Origin of the sequence: Gordonia sputi NBRC 100414 (assembly GCF_000248055.1) — a bacterium.
Lineage (GTDB): Bacteria > Actinomycetota > Actinomycetes > Mycobacteriales > Mycobacteriaceae > Gordonia > Gordonia sputi.
In genome coordinates, this window is record NZ_BAFC01000087.1 from 55,337 (window position 1) to 70,160 (window position 14,824).

At 64.7% G+C, this 14,824-nt stretch carries 12 protein-coding genes and 1 tRNA gene; 6 read left to right on the top strand and 7 right to left on the bottom strand.

The window, feature by feature from the left end:
• Positions 1-26: 26 nt before the first annotated feature.
• Positions 27-482, top strand: coding sequence for a limonene-1,2-epoxide hydrolase family protein (locus GOSPT_RS14875; RefSeq protein WP_005207211.1), 456 nt, complete (start codon positions 27-29; stop codon positions 480-482).
• Positions 483-493: 11 nt separating this feature from the next.
• Here GOSPT_RS14875 and eutC read toward each other — a convergent pair whose 3' ends face one another.
• The 3 genes from eutC to eat are packed head-to-tail and all read right to left on the bottom strand — an operon-like array spanning position 494 to position 4,121.
• Positions 494-1,282, bottom strand: a complete 789-nt coding sequence (gene eutC, locus GOSPT_RS14880; RefSeq protein ID WP_005207212.1) for an ethanolamine ammonia-lyase subunit EutC — start codon at positions 1,280-1,282, stop codon at positions 494-496.
• On the bottom strand, positions 1,279-2,685 hold the full coding sequence (locus tag GOSPT_RS14885; RefSeq protein WP_005207213.1) for an ethanolamine ammonia-lyase subunit EutB: 1,407 nt from the start codon (positions 2,683-2,685) through the stop codon (positions 1,279-1,281). Before GOSPT_RS14885 ends, eutC begins: the two co-directional genes overlap by 4 nt.
• Positions 2,682-4,121 carry an ethanolamine permease gene (eat, locus tag GOSPT_RS14890; RefSeq protein ID WP_005207214.1) on the bottom strand — a complete coding sequence of 480 codons (1,440 nt, stop codon included), beginning with the start codon at positions 4,119-4,121 and terminating at the stop codon, positions 2,682-2,684. The genes GOSPT_RS14885 and eat overlap by 4 nt, the downstream gene beginning before the upstream one ends.
• Before the next feature lie 210 nt (positions 4,122-4,331).
• On the opposite strand from eat, the gene GOSPT_RS14895 reads away from it, so the two are divergent.
• Positions 4,332-5,828, top strand: coding sequence for an APC family permease (locus GOSPT_RS14895; RefSeq protein WP_039856157.1), 1,497 nt, complete (start codon positions 4,332-4,334; stop codon positions 5,826-5,828).
• Positions 5,829-5,871: 43 nt separating this feature from the next.
• Complete coding sequence (locus GOSPT_RS14900) at positions 5,872-6,609, top strand: IclR family transcriptional regulator (protein ID WP_005207216.1); 738 nt, start codon at positions 5,872-5,874, stop codon at positions 6,607-6,609.
• A 4-nt stretch (positions 6,610-6,613) separates the two neighbouring features.
• On the opposite strand, the gene arsC is transcribed toward GOSPT_RS14900, so the two are convergent.
• Genes arsC through glmU form a run of 4 tightly spaced genes read right to left on the bottom strand, consistent with a single transcriptional unit; the run spans position 6,614 to position 10,734 of the window.
• Positions 6,614-6,988, bottom strand: coding sequence for an arsenate reductase (glutaredoxin) (gene arsC, locus GOSPT_RS14905; protein WP_005207217.1), 375 nt, complete (start codon positions 6,986-6,988; stop codon positions 6,614-6,616).
• Between the two features lie 10 nt (positions 6,989-6,998).
• Complete coding sequence (locus tag GOSPT_RS14910; RefSeq protein WP_005207218.1) at positions 6,999-8,198, bottom strand: MFS transporter; 1,200 nt, start codon at positions 8,196-8,198, stop codon at positions 6,999-7,001.
• Positions 8,199-8,223: 25 nt separating this feature from the next.
• Entirely contained in the window at positions 8,224-9,201 is a 978-nt protein-coding gene (locus tag GOSPT_RS14915; RefSeq protein ID WP_005207219.1) for a ribose-phosphate diphosphokinase, read from the bottom strand.
• A 57-nt stretch (positions 9,202-9,258) separates the two neighbouring features.
• Positions 9,259-10,734 carry a bifunctional UDP-N-acetylglucosamine diphosphorylase/glucosamine-1-phosphate N-acetyltransferase GlmU gene (glmU, locus tag GOSPT_RS14920; RefSeq protein WP_005207220.1) on the bottom strand — a complete coding sequence of 492 codons (1,476 nt, stop codon included), beginning with the start codon at positions 10,732-10,734 and terminating at the stop codon, positions 9,259-9,261.
• A gap of 213 nt (positions 10,735-10,947) precedes the next feature.
• Between glmU and GOSPT_RS14925 the strand changes: the two genes are divergently transcribed.
• From GOSPT_RS14925 to GOSPT_RS14935, 3 genes are all read left to right on the top strand, one after another.
• Positions 10,948-11,703, top strand: coding sequence for an SDR family oxidoreductase (locus tag GOSPT_RS14925; protein WP_005207221.1), 756 nt, complete (start codon positions 10,948-10,950; stop codon positions 11,701-11,703).
• A 359-nt stretch (positions 11,704-12,062) separates the two neighbouring features.
• Positions 12,063-12,134, top strand: a tRNA-Gln gene (locus tag GOSPT_RS14930).
• Between the two features lie 943 nt (positions 12,135-13,077).
• Positions 13,078-14,580: a hypothetical protein gene (locus GOSPT_RS14935; RefSeq protein ID WP_005207222.1), complete on the top strand. Its 1,503-nt coding sequence runs from the start codon at positions 13,078-13,080 to the stop codon at positions 14,578-14,580.
• The last annotated feature ends 244 nt before the right edge of the window (positions 14,581-14,824 follow it).

Below are 14,824 nucleotides of genomic sequence, written 5' to 3' on the forward strand. Positions count from 1 at the left end.
CACATCGCGCACCGTACGGTGACACCATGACCTCTCGTACCCCTGATCGCGTCGTCACCGACTTCCTCGACGCGCTCGCCCGCGACGACAGTTCCGCAGCCATGGCCGACCTCGACGACAACATCGTCTACACCAATGTCGGACTGCCGACGATCCGTGGCAAACGCAACGTCGCCAAGGTCTTCGGTGCCATGGACGCGTCGTCATTCGCCGGATTCGACTACGGGATCATCAACATCGCCACCGACGACACGGTGGTGCTCACCGAGCGGATCGACGAGATCCGGCTCGGTCCCGTGCGAATCCGGTTCTGGGTGTGCGGGCGCTTCGAGGTTCTCGACGGTGCGATCGCCGTGTGGCGCGACTACTTCGACTTCTGGGACATCACCAAGGGCTTCGTGCGTGGACTGGTGGGTGTCGTCGTTCCGTCGGCGGTGCAGTCGCTACCCGCGCGCACGGTCGACGCCCCCGGGATCATCTAAAGCCCCGCGACCTAGCCGAGTTCGCCCTGCGCAGCGGCAGCGGCGACGGCGGGGTCGGCAGACGAGGTGTCTTTGAGTGCGACGCCCGACGCGCCGAGTTGCCGTGCCCCGGACACCAGTGCTTCGACGATCCGGGCGGCGTCGCGGTATCCGAGCCCGTCCGGCGGATGGATGTTGGAGATGCAATTGCGTTCGGAGTCACGACGTCCCGGCTCCGGACGATAGGTCAGGTAGATGCCGAGGCTGTCGGCGACGGACAGTCCCGGGCGTTCCCCGATGATCACGAGAAGGATCTCGACGCCGAGCGCCTCCCCGATGTGATCGCCGAGCGCGACGCGTGCCTGGGTGGCAACGACCGGCGGAGCGATCGAGAATTGCGGCGAGAGTCCGGCAGCGATCGTATCGACGAGCGTGACCGCGTGCGTGTCCACCGCCGTCGCCGACAAGCCGTCGGCGATCACGAAACCGATTTCGGCACCTGAATGTTGCACTGCGGAAAGGTCATTCGGGATTCGGCCGAGGTCGGGTCGGCGCAGATACTCCGCCCGCGACGACGCCTGACTCGTGACGACCGCCGGCTCGCCCAACCCCAGCCCCTTCAGACCGTCGACGACGCCGTCGGAGTCCATCGGGGTGTGCACGGCGTCGCGTGCTGCCGCGTGATCGGCCTGGAACTGCAGCACATCAGCACTCGACAGCGCATTTCCGCTGCGCTGCAAGCCGATTCGGGCCTGGGTGAGTCCGCGCATCGATTTCCACGGATCGACCGACGGGATTGATTGCGTCTCGGGCGTGTTCACGACGCCGCCAGTCCGCGCAGCGCCGACGTCTGCGGGTCGAGTGGCACGACGTGGCCGCCGTCGTCGGCCATGCCGATCGTCTGCATCCACTCCTCGAATTCCGGTGCGGCGCGCAGGCCCAGGACGTCGCGCAGGTAGAGCACGTCGTGAAAAGACAGGCTCTGGTAGCCGAGCATGATGTCGTCGGCGCCCGGCACGGTGATGACGAATCCGACTCCGGCCATCCCGAGCAGGCTCAGCAGCGTGTCCATGTCGTTCTGGTCGGCCTCGGCGTGGTTGGTGTAGCAGACGTCGACGCCCATCGGCAGCCCGAGAAGCTTGCCGCAGAAGTGATCTTCGAGTCCCGCGCGGATGATCTGCTTGCCGTCGAAGAGATACTCGGGGCCGATGAATCCGACGACGGTGTTGACCAGCAGGGGTTCCAGCGACCGGGCGACCGCGTAGGCGCGCGCCTCGAGGGTTTGCTGGTCGACGGGCCGGCCACCGGTCCCGAGGTGAGCGCCTGCCGACAGTGCCGAGCCCTGCCCGGTTTCGAGATACATCACGTTGTCGCCGACGGTCCCGCGGTGCAACGACCGCCCGGCCTCATTGCCTTCGTTGAGAACTGCCAGGTCGACGCCGAATCCGCGGTTGGCGCCCTCGGTGCCCGCGATCGACTGGAAGACCAGGTCGACCGGCGCGCCCGCCTCGACCAAGCCGATCGTCGTGGTGACATGCGAGAGCACGCACGACTGCATCGGAATGTCGAAACGCTGCCGCACGTCGTCGAGGAGTTCGAGCAGCGTCGACGTCGCCTGTGGTGAGTCGGTTGCCGGGTTGATTCCGACGACGGCGTCGCCGCAACCGAGTAGTAGCCCATCGAGCAGACCGGCGGCGATACCCCTCGGATCGTCGGTCGGGTGGTTGGGCTGCAGTCGGGTGGCCAGTCGTCCCGGCAGCCCGATGGTGGTGCGGAATCCGGCGGTGACCTCCATCCGCCGCGCGACCGCGATCAGATCCTGATTGCGCATCAGCTTGCTGACAGCGGCAACCATCTCCGGGGTCAACCCGGGCGACACCGCCTGCAGCCGCTGCGTCCCCCCGGGCGCAACGACCTGTTCGAGCAGCCAGTCACGCAGGCCGCCGACCGTCAGGTGCGAGATGGGTGCGAATGCCTCGCGGTCGTGGGTGTCGATGATCAGGCGCGTCACCTCGTCGGACTCGTACGGGACGAGCATTTCCTCGAGGAACACGGTGAGTGGGAGGTCGGCGAGCACCCATGCCGCCGCCGCGCGCTCGGCGTCGGATTGTGCTGCGCACCCGGCCAATTCGTCGCCAGAACGTGCCGGCGTGGCTTTGGCCATCACGTCGATGAGATCGGCGAACTGATAGGTGTGTCCGCGAAGTGAATGGCTGTAGGTCACGAGAGTCCCTCTTCGGCGTCGGCAATGGCCTCGAACTCTTCGTCGGCACTGGCGAAGACCAGCCGCTTGCGGCTGTAGAGGCCAAAATACGCCATGAAGAGGGCGAACACGATGAGACAGCCGGTTGCCGCCTTGATGTCGACGAGGAAGGTGGCCACGAGCGCGAGCACTGCGATGACGAGCGCGAACGCCGTCGTCACGATGCCGCCCGGCGTCCGGTACGGGCGTGCCAGTTCTGGCTCCCGGATGCGCAGCACGATGTGGCTGATCATCATCAGCACATAGCTCAGCGCCGCACCGAAGACGGCCATGTTGAGCAGCATGGCGCCCTGCCCGGTCAGCGACAGGATGAAGCCGACGATGCCGGGCACGATGAGGGCCAACGTCGGGGACTTGCGGGAGTTGGTCACCGACAACGACTTCGGCAGGTAGCCCGCGCGCGAGAGTGCAAAGAGCTGTCGCGAGTAGGCGTAGATGATCGAGAAGAAGCTCGCCACCAGGCCTGCGAGACCGATGTAGTTGACGACGGTGTGCGCGGTACCGCTGCCCAACGCCTCGACCAACGGGTTGCCCGAAGTCTGCATGGCCGACGCCCCGCCCGCGCCGGGCACCATAAACAGCACCAGCGCGCACGTGCAGATCAGCGCACACATGGCAGCGATGATCCCGCGCGGCACATTGCGAGCGGGGTTCTTGGCCTCCTCTGCGGCGAGGGGCACACCTTCGACGGCGAGGAAGAACCAGATCGCGAACGGGATGGCTGCCCAGATGCCGAGGTATCCGTGGGGGAGGAAGGAGTTCGCGCCCGCCGCGTCCGTCGGAGCGATATCGGTGAGGTTCGACCACGAGAAGTCGCCGATCGCCGCAATAGCGAACACGATCAGCCCGGCGAGTGCGATGGCGGTGATCACGAACATCACCTTCAATGCTTCGCCGACACCTGCGAGGTGCACGCCGATGAAGATGGCGTAGACCACGAGGTACACCCACCAGCCGTCGGTGATCCCGAACAGGTGCAGTGATTCGACGTATGCGCCGATGAAGGTGGCGATCGCCGCGGGCGCGATTGCGTACTCGATCAGGACCGCGGTGCCGGTCGCCATTCCGCCCCACGTGCCGAGAGCCCGGCGGGCGAAGGTGTATCCGCCTCCTGCCGCGGGTAGGGCCGAGCTCATCTCGGCCATGCCGAGCACCATCGCGAAATACATCGCGGCGATGATGACGGCCGCGATCGCCAGGCCGCCGAAGCCGCCCTGCTCGAGCCCGAAGTTCCACCCGGAGTAGTCGCCGCTGATGACGTAGCTGACTCCGAGGCCCGCGAGCAGCACCCACCCGGCCGTGCCGGTCTTGAGTCGACGTTTGTCGAGGTAGTCGGTCGAACTCGCGGTCGACGACGTGGCAGCCGTGGTGCCGCCTCCGGACTCGATTGTGCTCATGAACGCGCCTTTCGTGCGGAGGCGAGATCACCGTCGGTCTCGCTGCTTAATCGATTCCGGCAGAACGGTACGGGGTGTGTGTCACGTCACAATGGCACCAAGGTAAGGGCGGCTGAGAAATGGGAGAGCTGGATTTCTCACGCGGGTTAACACGCTGGAAACACGAAAACGATGCGTCGCAACGAGCGCTCCGTCACGGTAGAGGGCGCTATGCCGACATCCTCCACTGCTGAATCAACGGGCGAATCGCTGACGTCGACGTACCCGCTGGTCGCCGACGAGTCGCCGGTGCGCGGCCTGACTCGTCGTCAGCTTCCCTTCATACCCGTTTTCGCTCAGTCGGTCGCGGCCATCGCGCCCGCCGGGACATCGGCGGTGACGCCGTTGTTCGTGATCGCCGCGATGAGCGGTGCAGGCGGTGTCATCTCGTTCGCCGTCGCGATGGTCGTCGTCATGATGATCTCGGCGTGCGTGCGGCCGATGGCGCAACGACTCGCCGTCGTCGGCGGCCTCTACTCCTACGTGGCGCAGGGATTCGGTCCGCGTGTGGCGCTGCCAACGGCGTGGTCGGCGGTCGTCGGTTACGGCTCGGTGAGCATGGCGGGACTCCTCGCAGTTGGCTTGTACCTCAACCACATTGCCGTCAGCATCGGGGTGTCGACGTCGGTGTGGCTGCCGATTGTCTGTGTGATCATCGTCGTGGCCGCCCTCGTCATGACCGTGCTGATGGTTCGCGGGATCAAGGTCTCTGCGACCGCCACACTCGCGATCGAGGTCGTCGCCGTTGTCATCCTGGTCGGCCTCATGGTGTGGCTCGGGATCACGCATCATTCGGCGGACTGGTCGAAGGTGTTCGCACCGCAGGTCGACGTCGGGTCGATGGGTCTGATGATCGTGGTCGCGGTCAGCGCGTTCGTCGGATTCGAGAGTGCGACGACGCTGTCGGCCGAGGCGCGTCGACCCTTCCGCAGCGTTCCGCGCACCCTGCGCTGGACACCGATCGCCGCGGGTGTCATCTATCTGCTCGCGGTGACCACGCAGTCGCTCGCGATGTTCGACGCCCCGGCGGGTGTACGGGAGAGTTCCACACCCCTGGCCGCCCTGTTCCTCTCCGACGGCACCCGCGTTACAGCGGTCATCCTCGACATCGGGATCGCGACGTCGTTCTTCGCATGCGCTCTGGCCTCGGTCAACGCCCTCGTGCGCGTGCTGTTCACGCTGGGGCGCGAGCGTGTGGTTCCCGAGGCGTTCGGCCGCACTCATCGTCGCTTTCACACGCCTGCCCTCGCGACGGTCTGGGCGATGGCGATCGTGACGCTCGGACCGCTCGTGTTCCTCTGGTGCGGCGGCAATCCGCAGGACGGCATCCGCGACTTTTTGACGCTCAGCGCGCTGGGCTACATGGGCAGTTACCTGACCGCGTGTCTCGCCTCTCCTGTGCTGCTCGGCCGAATCGGGGAACCCAGCAGGCGCATCATGATGCTCGGTGTGATCACGGCGGTCATCCTCGGCGTGTTGTTGGTGACTGCCTTCGGCACCGGCATCGGACACGGTCGGGTTCTCGGCGTCGTCTACGTCGCGTCGATGGTCGTGGTGACGGCGCTCGTGCTGTTCGTCGCACGGCGCAGTCCTCGACTGCTCGCCGGTGTCGGTGTCTTCGATGCGACCACGAGCGCCGACATTCTCACCACGGCGACGCTGCGGTGAGCAGGGGAGGGAGTCGGTCGTCGAACCGGGGTGAGGGGGCGAGATGGCGATAGGTCGTGCGCCGAAATCGGATTCGGTGGTGCGCGCGCTGCAGATCATCGAGACTGTCGCAGACCTCGGCATAGGTACAACGGCCCGCGACATCGCAGAGCGCCTCGACCTCCCGTCCGCGAGCACCTACCGCCTGCTCAACAGTCTCGTCGCCGACGAGTTCCTGGTGCGGACAGCCGATTTGCGTGGTTTCGCGATCGGCACCCGTCTCGCCTCCTTCGTCGACGGGGTCGCCACGCCTCCGGTCCCGGCGCGCGCGGCCGAGCGCCTCGACGACTTCCGGGGCTCGGTACGCTTCGCCGTCCATCTGCTCTACTTCAGGCCCGCCTCGGTGCGCGTCCTCGACGCCGACCCCGACCATCCGCTCGACGGCGTCGGCGAGCTCATGCGGTATCTCCACGCGTCGGCCGCGGGCAAGCTCCTGCTGGCCTCGCTGTCGCAGTGGCGTGACGTGCTGGAGCTGCCGCTCGTCCCCGTCACACCTGCAACGATCATCGATCCTGCCCGACTCGAAGAGCAGATCGTCGAGATACGACGCACCGACGTCGCGGTCGACGACGGTGAACTGGTGGTGCACCACGCCCATCTCGCCGTGCCGATCTACGACGTCGACGGTGCGGTCCGCGGTGCGGTGATGATCGGCGGGGTGTCGAGCAGACTCGAGGCGATCTGCTCACTCACCGACGCCGCGCGCGGGCTGGCGAACGCAGTTGGGCCGCTGCTGTTCTGAGCGGTCAGAGGATCTCGTCGAGCTTGTCGAGTGGGCGAGCGAGGCGAGTTCCCTTGTCGGTCACCACAAACGGACGTTCGACGAGTATCGGATGCGCCACCATCTCGTCGAGCAGTTTCTCGTCCGACGCGGCGTCGAGGTCGAGTTCCTTGTAGAGCGCCTCGCGCTTACGTGCGGCCTGGCGAACCGTGACGCCGGCATCGGCGAAGAGCTTCTCGAGTTGCTCGCGGGTGTACGGCTCGTCGACGTACTTCACGATCGTCGGCTCGACACCCTCGTCGCGGAGGCGCTGTAGGGCTTTGCGGGAGGTCGAGCACTTCGGGTTGTGGTAGATCGTCGCGGTCTCGGTGTTGCCAGTCGCCTCGCGCCCAGTGTTCATGGCGGCAACCTTACCCAGGCACTGCGGCCGGATCGTCGGGGCTCACGCGCGTGGGGAGGGTGAGTGCGACGGCAAGCGCGACCGTCGCGCACACGGCTCCCACGATGACGGGTGCGAGCGCGCCGCCGCGCTCGATCGCGAGGGCACCGAGCAGAGCTCCGACACCGATCGAGAAATTGAACGTCGTGGAGTACAGCGTCGTCGCCGATTCCCGGTAGGCGGGCGCGACGCGGAACACCGTCGTCTGCAGGCCGATCGGGGCGGCGGCGTATCCGGCGGCCCAGACGAGGAGTCCGACGAGAGCCGCGGGAAGCCACAGACTCGCGACGGGCGTGAGTATCAGTGCACCCGCGAGGACTGCGATGATCGCCGCCAGCGACCACCGCACCGACTGCGTCCGGGTCAGGAACGCCCCGGCCGTGAAGTTGCCCGCGACCCCTGCCACGCCCATCACCAGCAGGACGACGCCGACCAGGTCGGCGTCGATTCCAATGATCTCCACGATGAACGGTGTGACGTAGGTGTAGGCGGCGTAGGCGCCGGTGATCAGCAGCGCGGTCACGATGAGGGTCGTTCGGAGATTGCGCATCCGCAGCAAGCGGGGGAGTCCGCGAAGCCCGATCGTCTCGCTGTCGCCGGGCACCGATCTCAGCAGTACGGCCAGGGCGGTCAGGGTCACCGCGCTCAATCCGGCGAGTGTCCAGTACGCGGCCCGCCAGCCGAACGCCTGCCCGATCACAGTGCCGACGGGCATGCCGAGCACCGACGCCAGCGACACCCCTGAGAACGCGATCGTGGTTGCGCGGACGGCAGCGTTCGGCGGCACCAGACGCACCGCGGTTGCGGCGACGATCGCCCACATCAACCCGAGGGCGACGCCGATCGCCATGCGGACCGCCACCAGCATCGTGTAATTCACGGCGAGTGCGGTGAGCGTGTTCCCGACGACGAAGGCGGCCATCACCGCGAGCAGGATCGGGCGACGGTCGAGGCGTCGTGTCGCCGTGGAGAGGGTGGGTGCACTGATCGCGGCCACGAACGCGAAGAACGTGACCGTGAGGCCGATGGTGCCCTCGGAGACGTCGAGGTCGGTGGCCATCGGACGGAGTAATCCAATGGGCATGATCTCGGTGGTGGTGATGGTGAACACACCGAGCCCAAGCGACACCACCGCCGCCCAATCGCGTCGGGCGGCGGTGGTCGTCAACATGGTTCGTTGATCGAGCTGGTCGAGATCAGGCGTTGCCGTCGAAAAGGCTTGTCACCGAACCGTGTTCGAACACCTCGCGGATGGTCTGTGCCAGCAGCGGGGCGATCGAGATCACGGTCAGCTTGTCGAAGCGCTTCTCCTGCGGGATCGGGAGCGTGTCGGTCACGATGACCTCGTCGGCCTCGGAGTTGGCGAGGCGCTCGGCGGCCGGATCGGAGAAGACCGCGTGCGTCGTGGCGATGATGACGTCGCCCGCGCCCGCTTCCTTCAGCTTCGAGACCGCGCCGACGATGGTGCCGCCGGTGTCGATCATGTCGTCGATGACCACGCAGGTGCGGCCTTCGACCTCACCGACGACGCGGTGCGCGACGATCTGGTTGGCGACCATCGGGTCACGGGTCTTGTGGATGAACGCGACCGGCGCGCCGCCGAGTGCGTCCGACCACTTCTCGGCCACGCGCACACGACCCGAATCCGGCGAGACGACGACGAGGTTCTCGATGCCGTACTTGCCGCGGACGTAGTCGGAAAGCTGTCCCTGAGCGTGCATGTGGTCGACGGGGCCGTCGAAGAAGCCCTGGATCTGATCGGTGTGGAGGTCGACCGAGATGATGCGGTCGGCGCCTGCGGTCTTCATCAGGTCGGCGATGAGGCGGGCCGAGATCGGTTCACGGCCGCGGGCCTTCTTGTCCTGACGTGCGTACGGGTAGAAAGGCAGGATCACGCTGATGCGCTTGGCCGAGCCACGCTTGAGCGCGTCGATCATGATCAGCGCCTCCATCACCCACTCGTTGAGCGGGGCGGGGCAGCTCTGGATCACGAACGCATCCGAACCGCGCACCGACTCCTCGTAGCGAACGAAGATCTCGCCGTTGGCGAAGTTCCGCGCGGTCTGCGGTGTCAGCTTGATGCCGAGTTCGTCGGCGACAGCCTGCGCGAGGTCGGGGTGTGCACGCCCCGAGAACAGCATCAGGTTCTTCTGGTTGTCGGTGGTCCAGGTCATGGAAACTCTTCTACTCGATCGTCGGCCGGTGGGTGGCTCTGCCAGCGGGTCACGTGGCTAGGAGCCGGGCTGTTCGGGCTGAGTATCGGCCGCGCCTGCCTCGATCGCTGCGCGTGCGGCAGCCGTATCGGGGCGTTTGCGGGGTACCCAACCGTCGATGTTGCGTTGTGGACCCGACGAGACCGCGAGGGCGCCGGGCGGGACATCGTCCCGAATGACCGTACCTGCCCCGGTATACGCGCCGTCACCGACCTGCACCGGAGCGACGAACATGTTGTCCGATCCGGTCCGGCAATGCGACCCGATCACCGTTTGATGCTTGTTCACCCCGTCGTAGTTGACAAAGACGCTCGACGCCCCGATGTTCGACTCCTCGCCGATCGTCGCGTCGCCGACGTAGGTGAGGTGCGGAACCTTGCTACCTGCGCCGATGGTGGCTTTCTTGGTCTCGACGAAGGTGCCGATCTTGCCGCGCTCACCCAACTCGGTACCCGGCCGCAGGAAGGCGAACGGGCCGACGGATGCGTCGTCGGAGATCACCGAGTCGGAGCCGTGCGTGCGGATCACCGACGCCCCCCGGCCGATCGTCACGTCGGTGAGCGTGGTGTCGGGGCCGACGACGGCATCTTCGGCGATACGGGTGGCACCGTGCAGTTGGGTGCCCGGCTCGATGCGTACGTCGCGCTCGATGTGTACGTCGACGTCGATCCACGTCGAGCCCGGATCGACGACGGTGACGCCCGCGAGTTGGTGGCGACGGATGGTCTTGGCGTTGAGCGCGGCGCCCAGCGCGGACAGTTGCGCGCGGTCGTTGCAGCCCGCGACGACCAGCGGATCGTCGACGACATGCGCCCGGACGGTCTTGCCCGCCGTGCGCGCGATCTCGATGACGTCCGTCAGATAGAACTCGCCCTGTGCGTTGTCCGTGGAGAGTTGTTGCAGCGCCGAGCGCAGTGCCTGCGCGTCGAAGGCGTAGATGCCCGCGTTGACCTCGGTGATCGCGCGCTGAGCGTCGCTCGCGTCCTTTTCTTCGACGATGGCCTGCACCGAGCCGTCGTTGGTCCGGATGATCCGGCCGTATCCGGTCGCCTCGTCGGCGATGAAGCCGGTGAGCGTGACGGCGGCGCCGTCTCCCGCGGTGTGTGTGGCGACGAGGGCCTCGATCGTCTGGCCGTCGAGGAGTGGGATGTCGGCGGCGGTGACGATCACCGTTCCGGTGAAGTCGTCGGGGAGTGCGGTCAGACCCGCGCGCGCTGCGTCGCCGGTTCCTGCGGGCGAATCCTGAACGGCCACAACGATATCGGTGCCGAGCTCATCGGCGATCTCGTTGACGGCCGCCGTGACGCGTTCGCGCTCGTGGCCGACGACGGCGACGAGTTGATCGGGGGATGCCGCTGCTGCGCCATGCAGCACATGGCCGACGAGCGAGCGTCCACCGATGGTGTGCAGGATCTTGGGCGTCTTGGATTTCATCCGAGTGCCCGCGCCCGCGGCGAGGACGATCACGGCTGTCGCGGCTGACTTCTCTGTCATGTCCACCTCCGGGATTCGACGACTGCGCGCCGCGCGCACCGAGTGACGGCGTCGGGCGTGGCGACGGACCGATACTACTGACTCATCTACGGCGTAGAAGCGTCAGTGCAGGTAGTGGCCGGGGTGCAGGTGGTGACGGCGGCGCGAACCGCGACTGATAGAACCGAAGGGACGCACGTCACAGGAGACGTACACGCAACGGAGGAGTTCGCAATGAGCGCTCAGAAGACAGCAATCGTGACCGGATCGGGTCGGGGCATCGGCGCGGCAGTGGCCAAGCGCCTCGCCGACGACGGTCTGGCCGTCGCCGTTCTCGACATCACCGAGGAGGCCGCAGCCGACACCGCCAAGGCGATCACCGACGCCGGTGGCAAGGCGATCGCCGTCGGCGCAGACGTATCCGACGAAGCATCGGTCAACGCGGCCGTCGAGAAGGTCGCCGCCGAGCTCGGCGCGCCGACCGTGCTGGTGAACAACGCGGGCATCCTGCGCGACAACCTGCTGTTCAAGATGAGCGTCGACGACTGGGACGCCGTCATGGGCGTGCACCTGCGCGGCGCCTTCCTGATGAGCCGCGCATGCCAGAAGTACATGGTCGACGCCGGCTGGGGCCGCATCGTGAACCTGTCGTCGACTTCCGCATTGGGCAACCGCGGCCAGGCCAACTACTCCGCAGCCAAGGCCGGCATGCAGGGCTTCACCAAGACGCTGGCGATCGAGCTGGGCAAGTTCGGCGTGACCGCCAACGCGATCGCCCCCGGCTTCATCGAGACCGACATGACCGCCGCCACCGCAGCCCGCGTCGGCATGGACTTCGAGGAGTTCAAGAACCTCAACGCCTCCGCCATCCCCGTCGCCCGCACCGGCAAGCCCGAGGACATCGCCCACACCGCCTCGTTCTTCGCCTCCGAGGGCGCTGGCTTCGTCTCCGGCCAGGTCATCTACGTCGCCGGCGGCCCGAAGGACTGATCCCCGCCGCCCGCCGCCGCTCGAGCTGACCACCGCTGGTCGAGCTTGTCGAGACCACCCCGCCGGTCGAGCGCACGTTCCGCTGGTCGAGCTGACCGCTGCTGGTCGAGCTGATCACCGCTGGTCGAGCTTGTCGAGACCACCCCGCTCGGCAGATGTGTGTCGTTTGTGAGGATGTGGGTGCTGCAGCACCCACATCTTTACGTTCGACACACATTTAGGCCGGCCGGCTCCGCTGGCCGAGAGCCCCGCGGTCGCGTGCACTCCGCTGGTCGAGCTTGTCGAGACCACCCCGCCCAGCTCGACGCCCCTGTGGCACAATCGTCTGCCGTGCCTGTGGCACACTTCTAGGCGAGTAATCCCCCATGGTGTAATCGGCAACACTTCTGATTTTGGTTCAGGCATTCCAGGTTCGAGTCCTGGTGGGGGAGCAATGAGAAGACGAGCTCAGGGCTGGTTTCGCTACATCTCCGTGAGCCACGTGTCGACACCATGTCGACACGGCACGCGAGGAACCTCGAAATGAACGACCCCGCGACTAGGTTTTCGAGCACCTGAGAGCGGCGGCTTCCAGGTGTTGACCGTTCGCGCCTGACAGCGGTCGCCGATCCCCTATCGCGACACTGCACCAGACATCCCGACGGAACCAACATGCTAGGTGCCGCTTGCGCAGAGGCGCATCTTCCACGCCTAAAGTGCGAGCAACGGCCACGACTGTCGGAACTCGAAACTCGGCTTGAAGAACGTAATCTGGCGGCAAAGCAGGGCGGGCGCGATTCGCGCATGCGACAACCGTGGGTGCCGCGGAAGCAGGCCGTGCGAGCACGATCCCGATGTCGACGCGCGGCACCCACGAGAGATAGCTCAGGTTGTGGCCGTTCTCACGAGGGGGAGTGCAGTCTGGTGAATTCCTCAGCGGCGTTGAAGATACAAATCCGCTTCTGCGCCCTGTGTGGTTCGCGCGGACCTGTCAACTATCGCGCGGGCGCTGATGGACAGCATCTGTTTGTCCGGTACCTGCCGGGTACTTGGGTGCTCGGTCGTTCTGAATGGTTCCGTGCGCGGTGCCTTCTCAAACCTACTTTGTTAGTAAAATAACGCGAACTGCAAAGTATTTGGTTCTCCCGATGTATTCTCTATTTATCTGTGCACTCCGTGACAGGCCAGATTGTACGTCTAAGCCAAGGAGGAAACTTGCATCCGATCGCGTACTTTTTGCCACAGCCCCTTGAAGAAGTGTTCTTATCCGAGATTCGCGAAGTCTCGAAGACGATCAATACGCGGCGGCCAAGGCCGCCGCGGCGTCGGCCCGACATAGATCCCTTTGTTCGGTGCGCAGACAGTGCCGAGAAAGGCTGTATAAGGATTCTAAGGATGCTGGACCCTGCAAATGCAGTCGCACTCTGGTTTGAGATTAGAGAAAGCGTTCCAGAGATCGATACTCTATCAAATGTCGGAATACTTGAGAGCGCGTTGTGGGCGCTGGGTGCGGCTGGCGGTGGGGCCAGTACTGATACGCTGGTGATGCAGAGATACTTTCGACTATTTGGCCGATGGTGGGCAGCCAAAAGCGCCATAGTGATGTTTGAAGCGATGTCTTTGGAAGATTTTGACGAAGCTTTGCCGGCCACGACCGCAATGGCGTTTGCCTCCGCTGATGGTCGGGAGTTCCAGTCACGGATTGCGTCTGGGTTTATTCGATTCCGATGGATCGCGCGCGAAGTTTCGGCAGCGCTGGTAAAAGAAATAGAGGAGGCCCCGGAGTTTGCAGCACTACTTCCGGACTTCACCGATCGCAACCTCAAGCAACTCGAATTAGGTATTGATATGTACGGGTCGCGCTTGCTTCTCTTAAGTATCGATGATGGCGGGGCTCGTATCGCACAGCACCTTTCAGTTGCCGCGGGAAGCTTGGCCGGCACGGAGCTAATCGACCTCGCTACGTCGAACATCCGTTCCGAGCGTCCTTGGATCAGATTCCAAGACGCTCTTGTGCCAGTCGCACTCCGGACCGCCAACCTGGAGATCGAATCGGGGCTACTTGCGGCCGTGGACCGCATTTTGCTGAGCAGTAAACTGCCAGCCGCCACTAAGGGTGAACTCTTCGAAAGAACTGCACAACAGCTCATACTCGAAGCCCTGGGCCATGGATATCGCGGACCTCAGCGTCCAGCCACGCTTGCTTGCGGTGTTGCATACGAGAGGGCGGATGACCGAGATGTCGACTTTGCTGCAATCGCCCCCAATTCGGGCAGTGTTATAGCGATAGGAGAGGTTAAGGCGAAGTCGCGCAGCAAAAAGACAAGAAGTGCTCTCGAAGCGTTCATGGCGCAGATTGATGAAGTGTCAGAGCAGATTTCTTTAAGGCTCGATGCGCTTGAGAAAGGTTCGTCCTTGAAGGATGGCCATGGTAGAGAGTATACTTCCATGAATCCGGTTCTTGGCCTTGGGATTTTGCTCCATGGCTATGGTGGAAACTTGACCGATTCCAGAACAATGTCGGCGTTGCCGAACGCTGCGACTAGAGAATTGGTCGCGATCCTTGACATCCACTCCTGGATAATTGTTCTGAATATGTTCGACTCCCCGATGGAACTCCAAGAATACCTGCGGTTCCGTTTCCAGCTGCGCGAGCTTTCGGTGATAGCCATGGACGAAGCAGACTTGGCCATCGCATACCTCAGCGGTCCGGAGCGGACCTTGAGCTTCTTTCGATCGACCTTGCCTAAAAGTAAAGGGCAGGAGTCGGTACGCACGTTGAACGGGTGCTTCGTGTCGGCGAAGGATTCGATCGAAACTTTGAAACCGTCATCGAGTGAAGGATGGCGAGCAACGCTTTATAGTGTCGCTGAGAACAATACGATCTTCGAAAACTAAGTAAGATCGCCCGGTTCGGCTCCGAAGCAATGACGGTCGCGGCCGATGCTTCCAACGCTGGAGAGACTTCGCGAGGATTGCTGCGAATCGTGTCTACGCTATGCGCTGATCTTTCCGGCCACCTCGAGGGGGAGGACACAGCGCGCCGCGTATGATGCCGCGAACCCGGACGTCGCACGGCGAGAGGGACGAGTCCGACTGCTCGCCAGCGAGGGGGGCGACGAACCATGTGTTAGTGAGTATC

What these genes read in the sequence shown, in the direction of transcription:
- GOSPT_RS14875 (WP_005207211.1), top strand. Translation starts at nt 27, where the DNA reads ATGACCTCTCGTACCCCTGATCGCGTCGTCACCGACTTCCTCGACGCG.
- eat (WP_005207214.1), bottom strand. Translation starts at nt 4,121, where the DNA reads ATGAGCACAATCGAGTCCGGAGGCGGCACCACGGCTGCCACGTCGTCG.
- GOSPT_RS14895 (WP_039856157.1), top strand. Translation starts at nt 4,332, where the DNA reads ATGCCGACATCCTCCACTGCTGAATCAACGGGCGAATCGCTGACGTCG.
- GOSPT_RS14900 (WP_005207216.1), top strand. Translation starts at nt 5,872, where the DNA reads ATGGCGATAGGTCGTGCGCCGAAATCGGATTCGGTGGTGCGCGCGCTG.
- arsC (WP_005207217.1), bottom strand. Translation starts at nt 6,988, where the DNA reads ATGAACACTGGGCGCGAGGCGACTGGCAACACCGAGACCGCGACGATC.
- GOSPT_RS14910 (WP_005207218.1), bottom strand. Translation starts at nt 8,198, where the DNA reads ATGTTGACGACCACCGCCGCCCGACGCGATTGGGCGGCGGTGGTGTCG.
- GOSPT_RS14915 (WP_005207219.1), bottom strand. Translation starts at nt 9,201, where the DNA reads ATGACCTGGACCACCGACAACCAGAAGAACCTGATGCTGTTCTCGGGG.
- glmU (WP_005207220.1), bottom strand. Translation starts at nt 10,734, where the DNA reads ATGACAGAGAAGTCAGCCGCGACAGCCGTGATCGTCCTCGCCGCGGGC.
- GOSPT_RS14925 (WP_005207221.1), top strand. Translation starts at nt 10,948, where the DNA reads ATGAGCGCTCAGAAGACAGCAATCGTGACCGGATCGGGTCGGGGCATC.
- GOSPT_RS14935 (WP_005207222.1), top strand. Translation starts at nt 13,078, where the DNA reads ATGCTGGACCCTGCAAATGCAGTCGCACTCTGGTTTGAGATTAGAGAA.